The sequence below is a fragment of the Novipirellula methanifontis genome, from assembly GCF_052161655.1.
Lineage (GTDB): Bacteria > Planctomycetota > Planctomycetia > Pirellulales > Pirellulaceae > Novipirellula.
In genome coordinates this window covers 10,354,849-10,376,608 of sequence record NZ_CP197418.1, presented here as the reverse complement: position 1 = coordinate 10,376,608, position 21,760 = coordinate 10,354,849, and the positions used below count along the sequence as shown (strand labels likewise).

Here is a 21,760-nt window from a genome sequence, read left to right as displayed (position 1 = left end):
AGGACCTTTGGAAAATTTCTGGCGTAGCGGAACTCGTCAAGAGTTTCGAATGGTTCGTCGATTTTTCAGTCACGAGTTGTCGCCTCTTCCAAGTTCAGTAGTACGTTGGCAAACACCGTCATGGCAGCGCGATCCACGGCCGAATATTGTTGAAGCGATTCGGACTGTCCAATCGACAAAACCGCTTCGGTTTGCTCGGACGACTGCGAAAATTCCTCGCGATAGGTGTCGATCGCATCCCGCAACACACTCGTCTCAGCCGCCGACGGTTCACGGAATAACAGGCGACGAAATGCGTACGCGATCCGCTCGTCATCGTCGGTTCCGTTTTGCAGAATCAGTTCACCAAATTTGCGTGCCGCTTCGGCAAAAGTCACGTCGTTCAGTAACGCCAAAGATTGCAGCGGCGTATTCGTCTGACGTGGCTTGACCGAACACCATTCTCGATCCGCCGCATCCAACAGTGCCATGTTCGGCGGCGAGAGCGTCCGTTTCCAATACGTATACAGACTGCGGCGATACAAGTCGTCGCCTTTGCCGACTTTGTAAGTAAAGTTACTCGCCTCTTTCCACAATCCCGCCGGTTGGTAGGGATAGACGCTCGGACCGCCGATCTTTTCCACCAACAAACCGGACACCTGTAACGCTTGGTCACGCAGCACGTTGCCAGGCAATCGTTTACGCGGGGCTCGCGCGTAGAGGGTATTGTCGGGATCTTTTTTGAGGTGCACTTGGGTCACTTGCGAGCTACGACGATAGGCGTCACTGGTCACCATCGTTTTCAGAATCGCTTTGATGTCCCAGCCGCCATCCATGAACTGCGTTGCCAACCAATCCAGTAGTTCAGGATGAGTTGGCAAGTCTCCCTGCGACCCAAAATCCTCGGGTGTATTGACGAGCCCGCGGCCAAACAGCATCTGCCAATAACGATTCACTGTGACTCGTGCGGTCAGCGGATGTTTTCCATCCACCAACCATCGTGCAAAAGCGAGCCGGTCGGTGGGCTGATTTGCGGAGGTTAAAACGGCGGGCACTCCCGCGGCAGCGGCCTCGCCCAGTTGGTCGTAAACACCTCGTGTCCGCACAAACGAGGGACGACCTGCGGGCAAGTCTTCCATGATCATCGTCGTCGGCAGCGATTCCCAGTATTTGGTACGAGCCGCCACAGCGTCCTGTAACTCCGAAAGCAGGCGACGATGCTCTGCATGATCAGTGTGCTCGAGATAAGCCGCACGCAGGAGACGAGACTGCAGCTCGGTTCGCTGATGCGTGGGAATCGCGGCGATGGTTTCGGGCGAATCGGCAACCGCCAGCAATTCCGCTTCCTCATTCGCCAGCGTGCGAGTCGTGTAGAAACGAAGCTGATCCACTTGGCCTTTCCAGCGACCGACGTGCGGACTGTAACCGATCCTCATCGTACCGCCGTGGTTGCGATTGGCCGTGTTGCTGTTGGTGTTTCGAATGACCTCGACCGGCTGCAGTACGCCGTCGACATAAATCTTCATGCCTTGCGCGCGCTGTGTCCCATCGTTGGTCAAGACGATGTGCTTCCAGTCGCCCTTTGCAAAGGTTTGCTGCGTTTGGATCGTCGACACGCCCGAAATCCAGCGGCTATTGATGTTCCACCGCAAATGTCCGTTGACGAATTCGACGAAAATGCCTTCGCGTTTCGTGCTGGCTTGTTCGTTTGACAACACGACGCCCGAATCGGTTTGGCCGGGTGACATCCAAAACGCGATCGAAAACCGTCCGTTCCCGATCAGTCCGGGAATCTTTCCGAGCTCGTAGTGATTGCTGCCTGACACGCTTGCGGCGTTACCAAAGGGACCGGTCGGTGCCATCGGCTCACTTGTTTTGGCCGCTGATTTGTCCCCTTTTAAAACAACCCGTTCGTCGGGGGAATCGAAGTCAAAGAAATGATCCAGGCCCTGGCTCACCACGGGCGACAGTGATGCAAAGTCGGTTGATGCTTCCCACGATTGCTGCGATGCGGCGATCGCGGTTTCCGCATCGTGCAGTCTCGCTTGACACTTCGCGATTCGTTGTTCGAGCTTTTTGATCTGCACTCGTTGCGAGTCCCTTGGTGTTTTGATCCAGGGTTCTGAATTACCGAATTTGATCGCTCGGCCGCTTTCGGCGACGTCGTTGAAGTAGTCGATCAGTTGGTAGTACTCGCGTTGGCTGAACGGGTCGTACTTGTGATCGTGACATCGAGCGCAAGCCACGGTGATGCCCATCCAAACCGTCGCGGTGGTATCCACACGATCGACGGCATTTTCAAGCAGAAATTCGTCGATCGGAATGCCTTCCTCCGAGTTGTAGCGGTGGTTGCGATTGAACGCGGTCGCAATCAAATCGGCTTCACTCGGGGTGGGCAGCAGATCGCCCGCGAGCTGGACAATCGTGAATTGATCAAACGGCAGATTTTGGTTGTAGGCATCGATCACCCAGTCACGCCAACGTGACATCTCACGCGGTCCATCATTTTGGTAACCATCCGTGTCCGCATAGCGAGCCGCCTCTAACCACTGCCACGCCATTCGTTCGCCGAAGCGTGGCGATTGCAACAGGCGGTCGACTGCGTCTTCGTAAGCTTGGTCGACGCCAGCGGACTGAACATCCGCCATGAACTGCTGCGACTGGTCGATGGTCGGCGGCAGTCCTGTCAAATCGAGCGATACGCGGCGGAGCTGTGTGGCCGGAGACGCCGGGCCGAGCGGTTCCAAATTAGCCTGTTTCAATCGGTCCAAAACAAAGGCATCGATCGCCCTGTACGAATTGGGCCCGTGCGAATTGAATTCAACCGGTGCCGTAGGTCGAGTAATTGGTTCAAAGGCCCAGTGCCGCTGGTACTTTGCACCTTGGTCAATCCACTGCCGCACTCGCGACCGTTGATCCGCGGTCAGGACCAGTCCCGAATCAGGTGGCGGCATTAGCAGTTCGGGGTCATCGCTTTCGATACGAGCGACCGCTTCACTGTCATCCGCATTGCCGGGCACGATCGCCGCGTAGCCTCCTAAATCTGCAACCGCCGCTTCGGGCAGGTCCAATCGCAAGCCAGCTTCGCGCGTGTTCGCATCGGGCCCATGGCATTTAAAACATGTGTCCGAAAAAATCGGTCGAATATCGCGGTTGAATTCCACCTCGTCTGCCCGCGCAGGTAATGCGAATCCTGCGATGACAAAACTACAAACGGTCGCAAGGCGAACGAATCGCCGGTGAGCGGAGAGGGGAGCGAATTTTGTGGTAGGTAGCATAGGGATGAGTTGTGATCGATGTTGGGGATATCGAATACAGCCATCTTATCCTAAATCGTAGTGGATCTTGCTAAAGATCCCCATGCTGCTGGATCTTTAGCAAGATCCACTACCCGAAAATTAAGCTGCGACAGAGCACTGGACGCGAAGACGATCGGTTTCACGGATTTACTACGGACCTGTCTGCGGTTCATCAGATTTTGCGTGATCGGAATTATCCGTCGATGAAGCATTGTTCTCGTTCGCTTCGTTGGCCGCGTAGCGATGATCGGTTTGTCCAAGAGCCACGATCTGAACGACGTCTTTCACCGCCAGGTACAGCAAGCTCACGATCGCGACGGAACCGCCGGCCAGCAACGAGGATGCAATCAGCACACCGTAGTAAATCGTCGGATACCACCATCCCGGCAATGAATCGGATTCATAAACGGGGACACAGTGCAGTACGAACATGATCGCGGCGGCGCTGAACAAGATCGCATCATACAGAGCGATCTTGATGATCCGGTGGTAATGCGCATCGGAAAGATTGCGATCGGCATTATTGCCCAGTCCGATCATCGTCAGCATCAACGCCAAAATGGTCGCCGATACAGTCAGAATGGACGAGCAGAACAAACGACTCGTCGGGATGATCGCTTCTAGAAGTCGCCGAGCCTCGGTGTCCCCGACATGGCCAAGCACGATCGCTGCGCTGGCGATCGAAACGGCAATCACGGTTCCGATCACGCAAGCCGTAATCAGGTCGTGTTTCAATCGCTTCAGCATCCCCGGATCGTTGGTCATTTCATTTTTCCTTGCACTAGAGTCCAACATCGACAGCAGCGTTTCCACCGATCGCCAAGGCATCGTGTGCATTCTCCGTTCCATTGATGCCCAAAACGGTGCCACCCACAAAAATTGGTACCCGCATGCGGTTAGCCGTATGGACGCTAGCTTGGGGCCAACGGAGATCGAGAAAGGGGCCGGAGTCGTTGGAGCCTAACCAAGCCAAAAGAATTGAGCCGACGGCGCTAGCTGCCGGCCTTTAAACGCGGATTTCATGTCGCTTCAAAGAAGGAAGCCGCAGATTGGTAGGAAGATAGAGTTAAGAAAATGGGGCTCTTGAATCTGAGAGTCCACCCATTTTTTTGTCTCCATCTTTCTGTCGGGCTTTTTTCTCCGCAATAAGATGTTGACGCTGCTGGCTGGTCCGGGAGGAATCGATGTTTTGCAATCAGCGAGATGGCCGCGGATTACGAGGTGATCTGTCCAGAGCGGTGGCCTTGAGCATTCCTCCGCCCGAGTTTGTCTCGGCGGAGGAAGGAAGTGGTGGCTACTGAGTCCACATTACTTTTTGTCTGGATCGACGTGCTTGAGGAATTTGAAGATGTCGCTGCCGGTGGTCATGATCAACGTGCTGTCGCCGCCGAGCATCTCTTGATACGTCTCCATCGTCTTGATGAATTCGTAGAACGACACTGACTCTTCGCTCTGGTTGTATGCGCTGGCATAGATCTCGGATGCCTTGGCGTCTGCTTCACCTTGGATTTCCTGGACGCGTTTGTACGCTTCGGATTCAATCTTCAGCAAGTCGCGTTCTTTCTTTCCGATAATCTTCGCCGCTTCGCCTTCGCCCTCGCTGCGAAATCGCTCGGCGATCTGTTGGCGTTCGCTGATCATACGGTCATAGATTCGCTGCTGAACGCTTTCGTTGTAATTGATCCGCTTGAATTGAACGTCGAGTAGCTCGATGCCAAAATCGACAAGCTTTCCAGCCGCCTCGTTGAAAATCTCGTCCTCGATCTTCTCGCGTCCTTTTGTAATCGGATACAGTACGCCAACGTTCCCCGGTGCATCGACGAGTACGGCGTCACGATCCGGTTGCCGGTCCTTGGTGGTCCGGATCACTTCGATCAATTCATGTTTGGCGATCGCGTTACGCGTTTCGCTGCCTAGGATATCATCCAGACGTGACAGAGCGCTCCGCTCGTCTCGAAGTCGCAGAAAGAACTGCTTTGCGTCATTGATTCGCCAACGTCCGAACGTGTCCACGACAATGTAGGTCTTGTCTTTGGTTGGCATCTCGTTTGGACGACCGTCCCATGAGAGAATTCGTTCCTCGATTCGGGTGACTTCTTGAATGAAGGGGATCTTCAAGTGCAGCCCCGCATCGCTGATCGGATCGCCTACGGGTTTGCCGAACTGGGTGATGATCACCTGCTCGGTTTCATCGACCGTGTACGATGCGTTGTACAACAGAAAGACAAACAGCAGCCCGAATATGATCACTGCGGGAAGAGGTAAATTTTTCATGATTAGTTCTTTGTCGATTCGGTGGACAATTGCAACAGTGGCAATATCTGGCTGGCGTTTTCGTCAATGATGATCTTCTTGCCAAGATTGGGAACGATCTGACGCATGGTTTCGATATAGATTCGTTGTTTGGTGACTTCGGGAGCCTTCAAATACTCTGCCATCACCGCGTTGAACCGAGCAACATCGCCTTCCGCCTCGTTGACGCGTTTCAGTGCATAGCCCTCGGCGCCTTGGATCTTTTGTTCCGCTTCGCCGCTGGCTCGTGGGACGACTTTGTTGTATTCGCCGTTGGCCACATTGATTAACTGCTCGCGTTCTTGCTGAGCCTGGTTGACCTCGTTGAACGAACGCTGGACGGGCAACGGCGGATTCACGTTTTTAAGTTGAACTTGGTCGATGCTCAGTCCAAGCTCGAACTTGTTCACCATTTCTTGCAGCTGCGTCAGCGCGTCGGCTTCGATTTCTTGACGTCCCACGGTGATCACTTCATCGACGGTGCGGTCGCCCACGACGGTACGCATGACCGATTCCGACAGGTCACGCAGCGTGCTGTCGGGGTCGCGGACTTTGAACAAATAGAGCTCGGGCTCGCGAATACGGTATTGAACGATCCACTCGACGGTGGCCGAGTTCAAATCACCCGTCACCATGCCACGCTCAAGGGTCTGTTCCGCCGAAAACTGGTTCGGGTTGGTCCCTCCGGACGTCCCGAAACCGAACTCTTGTTTCAGTTGGCGTTTGACCGGCACCATGAACACGCGTTCGATATTAAATGGCAATCGAAATCGCAGTCCAGGTTCGGCATTACGAACATATTTACCGAATCTCAATACAACGCCCTCTGATTCCGCCTGAACGGTGTAAACGCTGGTAAATACAGCGAAAACGAGCAGAATCGCTGGGATTACCCAGAGCAGACGCATTTGTCGGAAGTCGATGTCACGCCAGTCGAAGTCGCGCCAGTCGTCGGGATCAAATTTCATGGGACCGTTGGTTCGTTGCAGTTATGGGGATTCGGAGGATTGTGCACGCAAGGTTGGTGACACCGATCCCCAAGTTCCCGCAAGTATAGCTTGCTGACAGCGACCGACGGCGGCAAAAAAAGAACGATCCCCGATAGGAAGAAGACATCCGGCCGCAAAGTCGCCGCGCGACGGTGTGAGAACCACGACGATTCGATTTCCCCTGGCGAAACGATTGCAGGTCGTTTCGATCGACGATACCGTCTTGGTTCGTTCGGTGAAAACGCCTGTCGTCGCGTTGCGACTGTCCCGACCGTTTTTTTGCTCCAAACCACGGACTCACGTCCGTGGCTATTGCATGTCGTCACTTCGTGACTTGCAGTCACCCTACATCAACTTTTGTCTTCTCACGCGAGTTCCATTGCACGCAATTTGTCTCGCACTTCCATCAGGATTCGGCCGAGCATGTTCTTGCCGCTGCCGTCACCCCCGTCTCCCCAATAAGCATCGTTGGCTGTGTTCTCGACCAATTTAGCTTCGCCGGTGGCCAGCAGGATCGCCTTCAATTCATCATGCTGAGTGAACTTCGCTAACACTGCCTCTCTCATCACGTTGTCGCGGATGGAGTCCCAGTCGCGACGCAGTTTCTTTTTGCGATCACGTCCGAGCCGAGCAGCAATCATCGGCGTCTTGGCTTTGCGGATCTCTTCTTGGTGGCCAACGTCTTTAAACTTCTGAGCCTGAAAATAATGCTCGGATGTCGGCCATCGTTTGCCTTTCAACTTGATCGAGAACGCAGCAAAGTTCGAGAACTCGCCATATTCGTCGCTGACGCTGTAGAAATGGATGACGCCTTGATCCGACATGTCGATACTCCTGTCTTTCGATCAGCCCCATGCTTCGTTGAGCAATAGGTGCATTTTGTCAAAGACACATTTACAGCGAGAAGGTTCGGACATGTTTACCGATCAGCATCGTTCTAATCGCAGAGCGATCGGCGACAATTCGCCAGTGATTGTTCAGACGTTCCTTACTTTGGATTGTCGCTGCCCTGCGGAATCGGCTCGCTCGAAATCGTGACCTCTTTGCCGAGCAGGTGCTTGTCAAAAAACTGCCGCAATCGCTTGGTGAATTCAGCAGAGGAGAAGCCGCCATGACTGCCACCCGGAACTGGAACCAGCATCGACTTGACTCCGGCTTTGCTGAGTGCTTCGTGCAGCCGCTCGGATTGATTGAAGGGCACGACCGGATCCTCAGTTCCATGGATGATCAAAAACGGCGGATCGTTTTTGGAAACGTACGTGATCGGTGAAGCGTTGCGAGCTGACACTTTGCTTTCTTGCAGGGTTCCGCCCACGAGTTTGGACTCCGGTGAATTGGCATCGTCGTGCCAACCGCCCATCGATAGCAGATCCGTGGGACCGTACTGATCGACGACGCAGCTGACGCTGCTGCTGTGGCTTAAGTGGTCGCCCAATTTGCCTTCCAGTTCGGGCACATCGCCTGCGGTTCCCAGCATCGCGACCAAGTGCCCACCCGCCGAAGTGCCAGTCACGCCGATCTTATTGGGGTCCAGGTTGTAGCGTTTCGCATTGCCTCGCAGCCAACGAATGGCGGCTTTACAGTCGTGGATTTGCGCGGGCCAGATCGCTTCGCCACTGAGTCGGTAACCGATGGAGACGCCGATGTATTGGCCGCTTTCGACCAGTGAAGCAACCGTCCGGTAGCCGCCTCGCTTATCTCCATTTTGCCAACCGCCGCCGTGGATAAAGACGACGACTGGCAATGGCTTGTCGTCTTTTGCCGTCTTGGGCCGATACAGGTCAAGCGTCTGCCGCGGATTGTCCGTGCCGGCATAGGGCAGATCGAGTTCAGCCTGGATGGATGTCGTGACAGCCGCGGCCGGCCCTCGACCGCGACCGGGACGACGAGCAAACGCTTGGTCTTCGGCGGCGCTGACGACGCCATCTTTATTCGTGTCGATGCGGCGGAACAGTGGCCCAGAGAACTCGTCGTCGGTAAGCTTGCCGTCTTGGTTGCGGTCGAGCCGCTTGAATTGGGGACTGGTTTCTTGGACCACGCTTTGAGCATGGGCCACCCCCATTCCCGCCAACACAAGGCATAGGATTGCGGGGAAATGTCGTCGAGGATTCATCATGGATCGCTTGGTTGGGGTCAAGTCAGTAAATTCGGGTTCCTCGGATTGAACCCACAACGAGGCCATTGGTTTCGCAGCGTCCGCCATTGGAATGCCATTGCGTGGGCCAAAATCGAATACAATGCCGGACACCCATCACGAACCCACCGAGCCGCTCTCCATGAAAACGATTCTCGCGATTACCGCACTGCTTGTGTCCACCACCGTATGTGCCGACGAACTGCTTTTTCCCAATTCTGACTTCGAGTCGGGAACGCTCGATGGCTGGACGGTCCAGGGCGAGGCATTCCAAGTCCAACCCACCAAGGGTGACAACACCGCGGCACGCAACCGAGAATCGGCCAACATCCAGGGGACGTGGTGGATCGGAGGTTATGAAAAATACAACGGCAAAGAAGGTAAACCGGGAGCGATTGCCGGCGACGCACTGACGGGAACGTTGACGTCGCAAGAGTTCACGATCAAGCGGCCCTACATCACGTTCCGAATCGGTGCGGGGAACTTGCCGGACGATGTGGGTGTGCGATTGTTGGTCGATAACGAGTCCATCGAACTCGCCACGGGAGTGGACGAAGAAACGATGGTGGTCCACAGTTCCGATGTCCGAGCGTATGTCGGCAGGACGGCTCGACTGCAAGTCTTTGATAACGCCACCGGCGGTTGGGGCCACATCAACGTTGATGACTTTCGTGGCACCGACATCCCGGTCCGCGATACCTCCAAAGACTTCGCGATCGACGATGCGATTTCGCCGTCGGGCTATCCCGGCATCGAATACGACCAACCGTTGCGACCTCAGTTTCACTTTATGTCCAAGAAGAACTGGTTGAACGATCCTAACGGGATGGTCTACGACGGCGAGAAATATCATCTGTTCTTCCAACACAATCCGAAGGGGACTGGTTGGGGAAACATGACTTGGGGGCACGCTACCAGCCTCGACATGGTTCACTGGAAACAAGGGGATCACGCCCTGTTGCCGTACCGAGTCGACGGCCGAGCAGGCACGATTTTTTCAGGCACTGCCGTGATCGACCACAACAACAGTCTTGGCAAGCAGGTGGGTGACACAAAAACGATGGTCGCGTTCTTCACGTTTGCCGCGAAACCCAAGTTTTATCAAGCGATGGCGTACAGCACCGATGGCGGTGAGACGTGGACGTACTGGAACGAGGGCCGCGCGGTCGTTGAGAACCAAGGCTTTGACAATGGTGAACGCGACCCCAAAGTTTTCTGGCACGAACCGTCTCAGCAATGGGTGATGCTGTTGTGGGTGCAAAAAGATCCAGGACGAGTTCGTTGGTTCACTTCAAAGAATTTGGTCGATTGGGAATTTGCTTCGGATCTGATGCGAGACTGGGCATTCGAGTGCATGGATTTGGTGTTCCTGAAGGTTGACGGTGACGAGAACAACACGAAGTGCCTGATTTATGACGCCAGCTTCGATTATGAAATCGGCAGCTTTGATGGTCAGAAATTTATTGCCGAAACGGAGGCACTCAGCATCGTGCGAGGCAACTATTACGCCGCTCAGACGTTCAACCAGACGCCGGACGACCGCGCCGTTCAGATCGGCTGGATGCGAGGTGGCCCCGACTCGGCAAAATTGTTTGGTGTGCCTCACAATCAACAGATGGGCTTTCCTGTTGAACTGAGTCTAAAAACAACGCCCAAAGGGATTCGTCTATTCTGCTGGCCGATCAAGGAGATCGATTCATTGGTGGAGCAAACGCATGAACTCGATGAAGTCACGCTGGGCGCCGGTGTGAACGCCCTTGACGATATCAAAGACCTTGACCTTGTTGACTTGGAAGTCAGCTTTAGTCCTGGCGATGCGGAGCAAGTCGTATTCGATTTGCCGCGAGTTTCGCTTCGCTACGATGTCAAAAAGCAGGTGTTGTACCATTCAGGCATCGATAACAACGGCGCGCCGCGTGAGGACATCTGTATCGACAAGCTGGTGCCACGCGAAGGGAAGGTTTCGCTGCGATTACTGGTTGATCGTTTGACGGTCGAGGCTTATGCGTTTGGTGGTGCCACGTTCGCGGCTCATTACATTCACCCCAAGCACGGTCCCAAGAAGTTGTCGATCCACAGTGTCGGCGGCACCGCGAAGATCCACGAGTTAAGCGTTCGCGAATTGAAATCCGCCTGGGAATTCTGAGCCGACGGCGGTAGCCGCGGATTGCTAAGAGTTTGGTGTTGACGTCGGCGTTGGGCGTAAATGTTTCTTCCGGCCAATATTGCAGTTACCTCTCCACCGACGAAGAAGGTCGTGTGGCTTTTTGTTTCGTTGTGAATCGAGTCCTTTGACGTGCTTCACCTCCCCGAAACTTGTTTTGGGGAGGTCAGAACGAGCGGAGCAAGTTCACCGGTGGGGCATCGAAGTGTTAGAGATGACAATGTGCAAGCTCAACGTCACCAGCCCTCCCCGAAAAACTCGCTGAAGGCTCATTTTCCGACCCTCCCTACTTCGTTGGGAGGGTGAAGCAAGTGATTGCTACCACTCAACTTAAAAGCCGCACAACCTCTTCGTCGGTGGATAGGTAACTGCGCTAGCTGGTGCTAGCGCCGGCCCTCTCTTTGCACGGTCAATTTTGAAATCACTGCAATGTCAAAGGAGTGAAATACCTCATTGAAATTGTCTTCTTTGATTCCAATCACAACCGGTTCGAATCCTTCAACTGCACCTCGTTGAGGTGACCAGGTCATTAAACCGGTATCACTTACGTTCATTCCGGCCGGTCCTTCGACCAAGTGGAAGGCAAGTGATTTGCTGTTTGTCTTGCATTCGACTTGGTAACTCAGCTTTTTTCCTTTGTAGGCCATGATCGGAGGCAAGGACTCAACAAAAAGATAGTCTTCGCCGGTTGCTTTGAGTTCTGCTTCAAAATCGTACTTGCGAACGTAAATCCGCTTTTTGTCATAGTCGGTATTTGCCAGCAGTTTTGCCCAGGGGACGAAGTGAATTCGGGTTTCTCCGTAACTCAGAGCGTCAAGTGATTTATTGGTTGAGTTCGTATTACCGTGTGGCGCCAACTCACTGAGTTGTAGGTTGCTATGAATGATTCTCAAGTCCGAAGCGGTGCAAACGTCCACACTGGTGAACCAACTACCTCGAGATTTCTCCTTAAACCGCACCGCGATAAAATAGCGTGGATCGACCGTGGGAAAGGTGCGTGATCCTTCCAGCCAATCGGGCGAAATGTCTCTCGCAAACAGGTTGTAGATTTGCCCACGCGGTAAATGAAACATACGCCCCAAAGGTGACGGCGTCGCCCAGCGAATCCTGTTGGACGTTGAGCCAAATTCGCCTATGGAAATCTTTCCGTCGTCGATCATAACCCAGTTGTAAGAAACAGGGCCGAGCCCGGTCATGATGGTTCCAAAGACATTTCCATTGGCCGCAGCATCGACTTGGCGTCCGAAGCTGTTGGTCCGTTGGTAGAACAGTTTTTCACCACCGGTGGATATCGGCTTGAGTCGCTGGGAATCAACGATGTAGGCTTCATTGCCATCGAACAGGAAAAGATAGTCATCCGCATTGACACCAATTTGAATCAGTTTAGGCGCGTTTTTTGTTGGCAGCCGCGTTGTCTTTTCCAGTTTGAAAGTCTCGAGACTCCAACGCTGCATCAACATTTGACTTGGTAGCACGACGTACAGGTTTTTCGATCCGGCGGTCAGCAGGGCATCTGAATCAACATTCTTGATCTCGTGAGCGAGATTAGCGTACAGCAAGTCAAAAATCACGATGCGTTTTGATTTTCCAAACTTGAATATCATGTAACGATCGGCGCCGCCCATGACATAATCATCAAACGGTTCATCCAATTCGTACACGATTTCTTCGTCTGCGAACTTTGCGACTGCATTTGGCAAGACATAATCGGATGCCTCGGAGGGGCCTGCGGTAGGAGTCTCTTCTTCCTTCTTGACAGTCTTCAGCTGGATACCGCCGGGAGCCCCAACAAAGGGAATGACTCCTTTCAGACGTGAAACGACTTTTGTCCCATCAAGAAGCGTGGCGTCGTAGTGAAGTTCACTCGCCATGCCATTCGGTTCACCAACATCAATCCGGGTAACCGACGCAAGGTCGAGTTTCATTTCGGAGCCGCCAAAATAGATCGTTGGCTCGGCGAACATCAGTCCCTCTAAATCTACTTTTCGTCCGTCATAACGCGTCAATCGCCAACGGTTTCCGTCGAGTCTTTCGAACGACTTCATTTCCGCAAGGTATTGCGTCGAGTTGCCAAACCGAATGGCTTGTTCGTCGAGTTCGCCATTGATTTTTCCAGCTGCAAATTCAATCTCCACCGGAATCCGCAGACGAGCCTTGGTTTGTTTTACCGGAATCACCTTGACCGAGAATTGATCATCGCGGCTTCGCTTCTGAACTTCAAACTCCGGAGTGTCTCCTTGGTTGTCTCGGAGCTTCAGCTCGAATTGATATTTCTCTGCGGGAGTGCCGAAGGAAACGACATTAAATTTGAGCTTAACGGGCTGATGCCGTTTGACAAATCGAATGTTGACTTTTTCAAGGGCCAACTCGGGGCTTTCCAGGAACGGTTTAACCTTCGAAACGGGAATCGCAAAATTGACGTCGGTGCCCATCACTTTTTCCACGACGACGCCTACGACCTTGTTGTTGTTGTCCAGGATGGGGCCGCCGGAGTTACCAGGGTTCACAACCGCATCAATCTGGATTGACTCGAGCGAATCCGCTCGTTTTCGAAGCGACACCACACGTCCAACATTGACGCTGATCCTTGGGTAGGTTTCGTCTTTCAGGGCTAACGCGGTACCGAACGGAAAACCAAACGCGGTGATTTGCTGCGTCTCGAACAGAGTGGAGTCGTCTCCGAATTCCAGCACAACCAACCCGGCTGGCGGCTTGATTGCCCGCAAGAGCGCGAGGTCATGTTCAGCACTCGTCCTGACAATTTCCGAAAGAAACTTGACTTCCTTGTCCGTACCGGAATTCATGATCAAGGGAATTTGCTCGGATTCTCCCTGAACCACGTGTTCATTCGTGATAAAAAAACCTTTGGCGTCAATGCAAAATGCGGTTCCAAATCCATCCCCCGAAGGACGCTCAACCAGAACGGTCGCAGCCTTCGCGTTTGCGACATTGTCGCGGTCGAGTTGTGCGAATCCTCGTTCGGAAAATCCGAAGGAAACTCCGATGACGGTGATCAGAAAAAATGGAAAGGGGCAAATCGGTCGTCTTGGTAGCTCTAACATTCCATTCCAAAGTCTTGGCGAACAGCGTCTAAACGAACAGCGCGTATTCATCCGTTTCCCCACAAAGTGACGGTTATGAATACGAGGCAATGATGTATACGAGCAAGATAATTGTTCTTGCCAAGATATGCACGTCTCTGGTGGACTTTATTTGTCGCGAATGTATTTTCGACGGGAGGAGCGTGGGAAAAAGCCAGACGCGGCTGGATATCCGGCGACGTCTTACAAAATGCCTTTGCGTGACGGGACGATTCGGTGCGTGGTAGACTCTCGCTTCTTCACACGAAAAATCAACGAAGTTTTGAAACCACTGCAATGACGAAACAACTTATCGGTCTATCGATCGTCTTCCTGCTTCTATCGGGTCGGGGACTGCACGCAGACGATTCGGTCGGCCCCTATATCGGTACCTTAACGACCACGGAAGCCCACCTGCTTTACCGGCCTGGGAATGAGGCGGCCACACTGCGTTTGACCGTGCACGATGAACATGGCATGAAAGTCACTGCCGTTGACAGTCGCAGTGAATCCGAGCATGACTTTGTCGCCAAATTCCACGTCGTGGGGCTCGATCCTGGTACCACCTACCGATACCAAATCGAGAAGATCGAAGCGGGCAGTGCCACTCTGGTTGCCGGTGCGGATGGCGATTTGCATTTCACGACCGTTCCAGCGGAACGCAGTGGTCAAGTGCTGAACGTCGCCTTCATTTCTTGTGTCAACGATAGCACCGATCCGGTTTGGCAGGAGATGGCCAATCACAACCTCGATCTGCTGTGTCTGGGCGGCGACACTCCCTACGCCGACACCAGCAATCTCGCGGATCTGCGAAACAAGCATCGCCATCTGCTGCAGCGTCCCCCGCTCGCAGCGCTGGGCAAGAGCGTATCGGTTGTCGGTACCTGGGACGATCATGACTTCGGCTTGAACAACGGCAACGGAAAAAGTGCCGCAGCGTTGAAAGAAAATACTCGCCGCGCGTTCGTCGAATACCGCGTCCAGGATCAGTATGGCAGCGGAGAGGAAGGCATTTACCAAAAGACGGATCGGGGGGCGATGGAAGTGTTCTTGCTCGACGCACGATGGTACTCCCAAACCGGCCCATCACCTGTCAGCCCCAACCAATCGACTTGTTACGGCAAGGAGCAATGGCAATGGTTGCTGGACAGCCTCCGCAGTTCGGAGGCGCCTTTTAAAGTTCTGTTACACGGGCAAATTTGGCAAGACAAAAAGAATCGCGAAACCGATGACATGCACACCTACTACGCGGAACGCGACGCGCTGTTGGATTTCATCAAAAATGAATGCATCCCCGGTGTCGTGCTGGTCGGGGGTGACATCCATGTTTCGCGTCATCTAATGCACCCTCAGCGTGTTGGATACGACCTGCACGATTTCATTATCTCGCCGGGCCATACCAGCGTCATTCCTTCGCTGAATGTTTATCACCAAGACCTTGAGTGGTCGCGAGTCGAACCCAATCAGTTCCTGGTGATGACCGCCGATACCACCAAAGCCGTCCCCGTACTGACTGTCAAATTTCTCGACAAAGACGGCCAGGAAAATCTCGTCAAGACCATCACGTACGACCAGCTTACGCCTGAACCTGAAACGAGTATTGCCAAGGATTTACGCGGCTATTGGAGCTTTGATGGCGATACTAAAAATCGCTCCAAGTTAGGCAGTCGTCTGAACGGGCAACTCAAGGGCGGTGCCATCGTGAGCAACCAACACGGGGCTCGCGGTGGTGCGCTGCAGCTAAGCCACTCGGGCAGCCAATACGTTACGGTGCCACGTTCGATGTTGGATGATAACGCCAGCGTCTATACAGCGTCGAGTTGGTTCAAACCAGCGTCGCTACCAGATCATGGCAGCACCGACCGCTCCTTCATCATGGAATCAAATGTCACGAATCACTGCGATTTGCCGGGCGCTTCTGGCAGCGGCTATGCGATTTCTGTCGGACTCAGGGCGTGCGGAGATGCCGAGAAGATTAATCTGCAGCTATTCACCGAGACGCTCGTTCCTCAGCCCGTCGGCTCGGAGCGTTCGCCCGGCAGCAAACCGCAAGGCGGCTTTGACTGCTTGCTGGACCGTTCACTATTTTCGGATTGGACCCACGTCGCGGTCACGTTCGATTCCGAGCGGCTGCAGTTGTTTGTCAACGGCAAGCTGGCCAAGTCGCATCCGCTGCCGATCCGCGGACCGATTGCCGAAACGGGGGGCCTAGTGATCGGTGGCCACCGCACAGGGGATGGCCGAAACTTTGACGGCATGATCGATGAGGTCGCGATCTGGAACCGCGTTCTCTCCGCATCCGAGATTGACGCGATCTACAACAACGGTACCGCGGTGCCGTGCCTCATGGGGTTGTAACTTTCGCCTAAGACATCGCCGCGATCAATTCGCGAACTCGCTCCACGGACGTCACTCGACTGTGGTCTCCGAACCGTACTTCGCCAGTCGCAAACTCTGGACTTCGTGGCACGCTGGCGCTGGCATGGACTTCGCGAACTTGCGTTGCTTCCAAAATTCGGCGTACGTTCGAGCCATTGATTCCCGCTCCGGCGATCACCGTCAGCCGATTATCGGCACGGTCAACAAGTAGTTTGATCAGCTGCATGCCTTCTTCTGCGGTCGCTCTTTGCCCGGACGTCAGCAACCGATCGACACCTAGTCCGATGATCGTGTCGAGTGCTTGCAGTGGATCGCGAGTCATGTCAAAGGCACGATGGAAGGTGATTTGAAGAGGTCGGGATGCCTGAATCAATCGCTTCATCGCCCGCACATCGACGTCTCCATCGTGCGTCAGTGCGCCCAACACAACTCCCTGCACGCCCAATTCTTTGACCGCGTCGATGTCATGCAGCATGCTGCGGATATCATCATCGCTGTAGACGAAGCCTCCATCGTGCGGACGAATCATCACCATGCAAGGGATCTGACAACGCTGGACGCACTGGCGAACGAGACCCAAACTCGGAGTGGTCCCACCGGAGGATAGGTTGCTGCAGATTTCGATTCGATGTGCACCACCCTGCTCGGCCACCAATGCCGATTCGATACAGTCGATGCAAATTTCCAGTAGCATGAGATTCTCAGAGTGTGCGGAACATGCGCAGTCAAGCAGGGCCGACTTTTCGATGTGATCGAAGCTTCTGCGAAGTCCAGAGAGTAAAATGACTGCCGTTGGTTTGGGAGACGTCTTAATTCTGGGGCAAAAGGTTTTTCTCGCACTTTCCAACGATTCTTGTTAACGAATCGCTGTGGCGCCCATATCAAAGTTTGACGATTCGCAATCATAGTACACTGCAACCATAAAAGAGTATTCATGAAAAACTTGCTCGCTTTCACATTGGCAATCACGACAGTCATCTGCTCAGGCTTCGTCCTTGCAGCGGAGACATCGCAACCGAAACCAAACATCGTGCTGCTGTTCATCGACGACTGGGCGTGGAATGGTTCGCCGGTACCGATGGACGACGCCATGGAGAACTCGCGAATTCCGGTTCTGCAGATGCCGAACGTCGAGCGACTTGCCCGCGAGGGGATGAAGTTCCGTAACGCCTACGCTTCGCCGCAATGTTCGCCATCTCGCGTCTGCGTGCAGACGGGAATGTCTTCGCCGCGCAGCGGTTTCACCGTCTACATGAACAACGGCAGACAAGATTACTACGACGAAAAGGGATACAAAGGCTTCCCAGTTGTCCCTTGCGTCTCCGACATGACAATCGACGAAGGTGCGGTCACCATCCCCGAAGCTTTGAAGCCGCTGGGTTACGTCAGTGCTCACATCGGCAAGTGGCACATGCGGGGTAATCCCGGCGATGAAGGCTATGGGTTGCATGATGGCGATACGGACAACAACCCAGGCAACACGTTGCCTGAGAATGCTAAACAGCGACTACCCGATGATTTAACCGATCCTAAGCTGATGTTCAGCGTTACGGAAAAGGCGATCGGCTTTATGGAGGATCAGGTGGAAGCCGGTCAGCCCTTCTACTTACAAATTTCTCACTACGCGATGCACGAAGGCCGCGAGTGTCTACCCGCGACGCGTGAGAAATACCTGAACCATCCCGCGGTACAGGCCTATTACAAAAAAATCGGCAAGACAGCCGAAACCGTGACGCGAAAATCGGATCCGGCGATCTGGTTGGGCATGGGCGAAGACCTCGATGGACGCATCGGTGCTGTCTTGGACCGTATCAAAGAACTGGGAATCGAAGACAATACTTATGTGATCATGGTGTCGGACAATGGTTATCGACATTCCTTCTTGCCGGGCCTTACCCAGCCGCATCACGGTGCGAAGTGGTGGGTATGGCAAGGCGGCATTCGCGTTCCGATGATCGTCAAAGGTCCAGGCATCCAAGCGGGCTCGGTGTTCGCAGGCAACGTCGTCAACTACGACTTCCTGCCGACGTTTGTCGATTGGGCGGGCGGCGATCCGGAATCACTGAAGAGCATCGATGGCGTCAGTCTGGCGGGCCACATGGCGGGCGAACAACCAAGCGAGTCGTTTCTCAACCGCAATTTGTACTTTCACTATCCGCACTACCGGTCTGGCATGCCGCATTCGGCCGTGGTCTCTGGCGACCGAAAGCTAATGCACTTCTACGACCGTCCCGATGTGCCGATGCTGTTTGACTTGTCAGCCGACATGGGTGAAGCCCACAACATCGCCAAAGCTCACCCCGAGAATCACAAGAAGTTGTACCGCGAAATGATGGACTATTTCGAACAGGTCGGCGCACGCATTCCCAAGCTAAATCCCGACTACGACGCAGAACTTTATAAGATGGCGAAAGAGTACGACGAACGCGTTGCCTGGGGAGCCTTCGAAGACCAAAGACCGCTGGAAGAAGATGAGAAATAGATGCATCAATCTATCGCACTGGTCAACCAAGTCAGAGACTTGCAGCAAACCATCTTGAAGTTCGCCCGAATTCTTGGGTTTTACTTTGTGGCATCAACGGCCATCGGAACGGAGAAGCCGAATATCGTTTTCATCCTGAGCGACGCTCATTGCTTGTCTCCTCACATTCGCTTCCCAAACCAAGACGGAAACGCGACCAAACGTCCTGTCCGTTACCGTTGACGATATGATCAGCCATTTACGAACAACGCTCCGAACTCCAATTACAGAAAGACGCGGATGCCCAAGAATACGACGAATCGGCTGATGAACGAAACTGCGGATCATCATTCCGTTCCAAGGGCGAGAACGCCCGGTGTGTGCTGGCTAGTGCGATTTGGTCACGGCGTCGCCGTGAAGTTCCATGTCCTGTTGCTGTTTTCGATTTGTGTCTCTGTGACGAATTCGGTTGCGGCCGAGCCAACCAAGTCCAACGTCGTTTACATCATGGCCGACGATGTCGGCTGGGGCGACTTGAGCGTTCACGGCGGCGGGGTGCCGACGCCGAACATCGACCGGCTCTTTTCACGCGGCGTCGAACTGACGCAGTTCATGGGCTGGTGCGTTTGTTCGCCGACGCGTGCGATGCTGCTGACCGGACGGCATCCGATCCGAGTCGGTACGGCGCCGGAGGTGGGTGGTGAATTGGAAAAAGAGGAGACCACCATTGCCGAAGGTTTTAAAACCAGCGGCTATCGCACTGGTATCTTCGGCAAATGGCACAACGGTGACGATCCTGATACGCCGGAATTCCGAGCTGCGTTCGCCGAGGCGTTCAAACAGATGCCGAACAAAAAGTTCGCAGGGGGACACGGCGTTAACGCCCATGGGTTCGACGAGGCATGGGTTTATTACGGTGGCGGCGCGGATTATTTCAATCGCCGAACCGTCCAGGGACGTGGACCGGTCTCGTGGTGGCACAATCTCGAGTTCCGCCCGCAAGATGAAGGCTACACCGACGATCTGGTGACGAACTACGCCATCGACTTCATCCGCGAGAACAAGGAACGTCCGTTTTTCTGTTACGTGCCTTTCCACATTGCCCATGCACCACTTCAGGCAAAGGATGACGATCTGGCCGCCATCGATCCGAATAAGGCTGCCGGGCTTCCTGCCGCCAGCGAAAAGACGACGGACGAGGGGAAACGCATCCATGCCGCGATGTTGCACTCGATGGATAACAACGTCGCCGCCATCGTTGCCGAGCTGGAAAAACTCGGTCTGATCGACAACACGATTTTCGTCTTTACCAGCGACAACGGCGCGATGGAAGCTGGCAGCAGCCTGCCACTGCGCGGTCACAAGCACACCATTTACGACGGCGGCGTGCGTTTGCCGACCGTCTTCCACTGGCCCAACGGCGGCCTCGTCGGCGGAAGGAAGTGGGACGGTCTGTGCGGTGTACTCGATATGTTTTCCACGTTGATGGCGATGACGGACTCAACGATGCCGCAGACGCGTCCGCTAGACGGCAAGAATATCTGGCCCGCGTTGCGTGACAACCAGCCGAGCCCGGTGGAAAGTTACTACTGGGTCTGGCGTGACGAGGACGCGATCCGTACCGACCTGTGGAAGCTCCATCGCTTTTTCAACCGCTACGAACTTTACGACATCAGAAACGACGAGACCGAGTCGAACAATGTCGCTGAGGCACATCCTGATGTGATCGGATCACTCGTGGCGAAGATGAACGACTGGGCCGATTCGATCGGCGTCGCGATCAGTCACCAGCCTGCACCCACGAAATACCACGCACCGGCTGCTCCCGAAGGCGAAGTGCTGGCCGTCACTGTGACTATCACCGACAAAGCGAAGCCGAGAGATCGAATGGCGATCTCGTTAGCGAACTGGAACGGCACCCAATACGCTACCGATTGGATCGAATACGATATCGCCTTTTCCGCGAACGCGCCGAAGCGGCGTCCGTATTTCTCAACGCTCGAAGGCAACAATTCGAAACCCTTCGGTCCCCTGTTCAAACCCGGCATGGGCGTGGATCAATTCGGTCGCGATCAGAGCACCGGCCCCGGCATCGCCGACGGCAAAAGTATCTGGGAGCACCGCGTCGTGGGTCTCGCCAGCACCGCACCTGGTCCGCTGGGTAAACACGGAGTCATCTTCAGCGGCGGCACAGCGGGCACGTTCACGATCTATCTCGACAACCTTCGCATCCGCCATGCCGACGGCAGCACTACATCGCTGTGGACCAACGGCAAAGACACTCGCGCCGGTAAATTCAAAGAGAATGAATTTTTCAAAGACCTCAAGATTCGAGCTGTCAATATGGCGGAAGTTGGCAAGTGACAAGGGATGTGCGATTTACAAGTTGATGTAAGGTGGGTTAAACAAAACCATGTGTCTGGTGGGTCGGCGTTCGCGATTAAAGGTTTGAATCAAAATCAGTTATTGGGGGGAGTTTGTCGATTTGCGACGCCCCACCAGTCACCTCGCGAACTTGACCCACCCTAAATTCCCTGGGTGACTGCGAGTCACGAAGTGACGACATGCAATAGCCACGGACGTGAGTCCGTGGTCTGGCAAAAAACGGTCGGGGCAGTCGCAACGCGACGACAGGCGATTTCACCGAACGAGACAAAACGATGTCGCCCATCAAAATGAGCTTCAATCGTTTCTCTGGGGTAAGGCGAATCGTCGTGGTCCTCCTGCCGTCGCTTCGCGACTTTGCAGCCGGATGTCTGCGTCTTTCCCCGGACTGACGTCCGGGGCTAAAACCTATCGTCGCGTTGCGACTGGGTGACTGCACGTCGCAGGTCACTGACCGGATCGCGTTTGACAGCCGAATATGGGGACAGACGAAGGGGCTGACTGAATTTATTTGCTCGTCAGAAAGAGAAAACGTGAGACGAAAAAGACGGGCGATCGTCACACCCGAAAGCAATGCAGTTTATTAACGGCGACTCCT

General features: G+C 54.2%; 13 protein-coding genes. 5 read left to right on the top strand and 8 right to left on the bottom strand.

All coding sequences use genetic code 11. From position 1 onward, the window contains the following. Positions 1 to 65: 65 nt before the first annotated feature. The 6 genes from SH528x_RS36945 to SH528x_RS36920 all read right to left on the bottom strand — a co-directional run bounded on the left by SH528x_RS36945 (position 66) and on the right by SH528x_RS36920 (position 8,807). Positions 66 to 3,257 carry a DUF1553 domain-containing protein gene (locus SH528x_RS36945; RefSeq protein ID WP_442508420.1) on the bottom strand — a complete coding sequence of 1,064 codons (3,192 nt, stop codon included), beginning with the start codon at positions 3,255 to 3,257 and terminating at the stop codon, positions 66 to 68. Positions 3,258 to 3,428: 171 nt separating this feature from the next. After that, on the bottom strand, positions 3,429 to 4,043 hold the full coding sequence (locus SH528x_RS36940) for a hypothetical protein (protein WP_442508419.1): 615 nt from the start codon (positions 4,041 to 4,043) through the stop codon (positions 3,429 to 3,431). 543 nt (positions 4,044 to 4,586) lie between these two features. Next, positions 4,587 to 5,552, bottom strand: a complete 966-nt coding sequence (gene hflC / locus SH528x_RS36935; RefSeq protein ID WP_442508418.1) for a protease modulator HflC — start codon at positions 5,550 to 5,552, stop codon at positions 4,587 to 4,589. A 2-nt stretch (positions 5,553 to 5,554) separates the two neighbouring features. Then, complete coding sequence (gene hflK, locus SH528x_RS36930) at positions 5,555 to 6,538, bottom strand: FtsH protease activity modulator HflK (RefSeq protein ID WP_442508417.1); 984 nt, start codon at positions 6,536 to 6,538, stop codon at positions 5,555 to 5,557. A gap of 386 nt (positions 6,539 to 6,924) precedes the next feature. Next, the gene (locus SH528x_RS36925) at positions 6,925 to 7,383 is read right to left on the bottom strand and encodes an NADAR family protein (RefSeq protein ID WP_442508416.1); all 459 of its coding nucleotides are present in this window, start codon (positions 7,381 to 7,383) and stop codon (positions 6,925 to 6,927) included. A 164-nt stretch (positions 7,384 to 7,547) separates the two neighbouring features. Then, positions 7,548 to 8,807 (bottom strand): alpha/beta hydrolase fold domain-containing protein, encoded by a 1,260-nt coding sequence (locus tag SH528x_RS36920; RefSeq protein ID WP_442508415.1) that lies wholly within the window; start codon positions 8,805 to 8,807, stop codon positions 7,548 to 7,550. Positions 8,808 to 8,835: 28 nt separating this feature from the next. Between SH528x_RS36920 and SH528x_RS36915 the strand changes: the two genes are divergently transcribed. Next, a complete protein-coding gene (locus tag SH528x_RS36915; protein WP_442508414.1) occupies positions 8,836 to 10,839 on the top strand; it encodes a GH32 C-terminal domain-containing protein in 2,004 nt (667 codons plus the stop codon). A gap of 401 nt (positions 10,840 to 11,240) precedes the next feature. Here SH528x_RS36915 and SH528x_RS36910 read toward each other — a convergent pair whose 3' ends face one another. Further along, positions 11,241 to 13,919, bottom strand: a complete 2,679-nt coding sequence (locus SH528x_RS36910; RefSeq protein ID WP_442508413.1) for a S1C family serine protease — start codon at positions 13,917 to 13,919, stop codon at positions 11,241 to 11,243. Between the two features lie 315 nt (positions 13,920 to 14,234). Between SH528x_RS36910 and SH528x_RS36905 the strand changes: the two genes are divergently transcribed. Further along, on the top strand, positions 14,235 to 16,295 hold the full coding sequence (locus SH528x_RS36905) for a LamG-like jellyroll fold domain-containing protein (RefSeq protein WP_442508412.1): 2,061 nt from the start codon (positions 14,235 to 14,237) through the stop codon (positions 16,293 to 16,295). A 7-nt stretch (positions 16,296 to 16,302) separates the two neighbouring features. Here SH528x_RS36905 and SH528x_RS36900 read toward each other — a convergent pair whose 3' ends face one another. Further along, positions 16,303 to 17,010 carry a copper homeostasis protein CutC gene (locus SH528x_RS36900; RefSeq protein ID WP_442508411.1) on the bottom strand — a complete coding sequence of 236 codons (708 nt, stop codon included), beginning with the start codon at positions 17,008 to 17,010 and terminating at the stop codon, positions 16,303 to 16,305. Positions 17,011 to 17,250: 240 nt separating this feature from the next. On the opposite strand from SH528x_RS36900, the gene SH528x_RS36895 reads away from it, so the two are divergent. The 3 genes from SH528x_RS36895 to SH528x_RS36885 are packed head-to-tail and all read left to right on the top strand — an operon-like array spanning position 17,251 to position 21,141. Next, a complete protein-coding gene (locus tag SH528x_RS36895) occupies positions 17,251 to 18,798 on the top strand; it encodes a sulfatase (protein ID WP_442508410.1) in 1,548 nt (515 codons plus the stop codon). Further along, complete coding sequence (locus SH528x_RS36890) at positions 18,799 to 19,020, top strand: hypothetical protein (protein ID WP_442508409.1); 222 nt, start codon at positions 18,799 to 18,801, stop codon at positions 19,018 to 19,020. 57 nt (positions 19,021 to 19,077) lie between these two features. Then, complete coding sequence (locus tag SH528x_RS36885) at positions 19,078 to 21,141, top strand: sulfatase family protein (RefSeq protein WP_442508408.1); 2,064 nt, start codon at positions 19,078 to 19,080, stop codon at positions 21,139 to 21,141. Positions 21,142 to 21,760 lie beyond the last annotated feature (619 nt).

What these genes read in the sequence shown, in the direction of transcription:
- SH528x_RS36945 (WP_442508420.1), bottom strand. Translation starts at nt 3,257, where the DNA reads ATGCTACCTACCACAAAATTCGCTCCCCTCTCCGCTCACCGGCGATTC.
- SH528x_RS36940 (WP_442508419.1), bottom strand. Translation starts at nt 4,043, where the DNA reads ATGACCAACGATCCGGGGATGCTGAAGCGATTGAAACACGACCTGATT.
- hflC (WP_442508418.1), bottom strand. Translation starts at nt 5,552, where the DNA reads ATGAAAAATTTACCTCTTCCCGCAGTGATCATATTCGGGCTGCTGTTT.
- hflK (WP_442508417.1), bottom strand. Translation starts at nt 6,538, where the DNA reads ATGAAATTTGATCCCGACGACTGGCGCGACTTCGACTGGCGTGACATC.
- SH528x_RS36925 (WP_442508416.1), bottom strand. Translation starts at nt 7,383, where the DNA reads ATGTCGGATCAAGGCGTCATCCATTTCTACAGCGTCAGCGACGAATAT.
- SH528x_RS36915 (WP_442508414.1), top strand. Translation starts at nt 8,836, where the DNA reads ATGAAAACGATTCTCGCGATTACCGCACTGCTTGTGTCCACCACCGTA.
- SH528x_RS36910 (WP_442508413.1), bottom strand. Translation starts at nt 13,919, where the DNA reads ATGTTAGAGCTACCAAGACGACCGATTTGCCCCTTTCCATTTTTTCTG.
- SH528x_RS36905 (WP_442508412.1), top strand. Translation starts at nt 14,235, where the DNA reads ATGACGAAACAACTTATCGGTCTATCGATCGTCTTCCTGCTTCTATCG.
- SH528x_RS36900 (WP_442508411.1), bottom strand. Translation starts at nt 17,010, where the DNA reads ATGCTACTGGAAATTTGCATCGACTGTATCGAATCGGCATTGGTGGCC.
- SH528x_RS36895 (WP_442508410.1), top strand. Translation starts at nt 17,251, where the DNA reads ATGAAAAACTTGCTCGCTTTCACATTGGCAATCACGACAGTCATCTGC.
- SH528x_RS36890 (WP_442508409.1), top strand. Translation starts at nt 18,799, where the DNA reads ATGCATCAATCTATCGCACTGGTCAACCAAGTCAGAGACTTGCAGCAA.
- SH528x_RS36885 (WP_442508408.1), top strand. Translation starts at nt 19,078, where the DNA reads ATGCCCAAGAATACGACGAATCGGCTGATGAACGAAACTGCGGATCAT.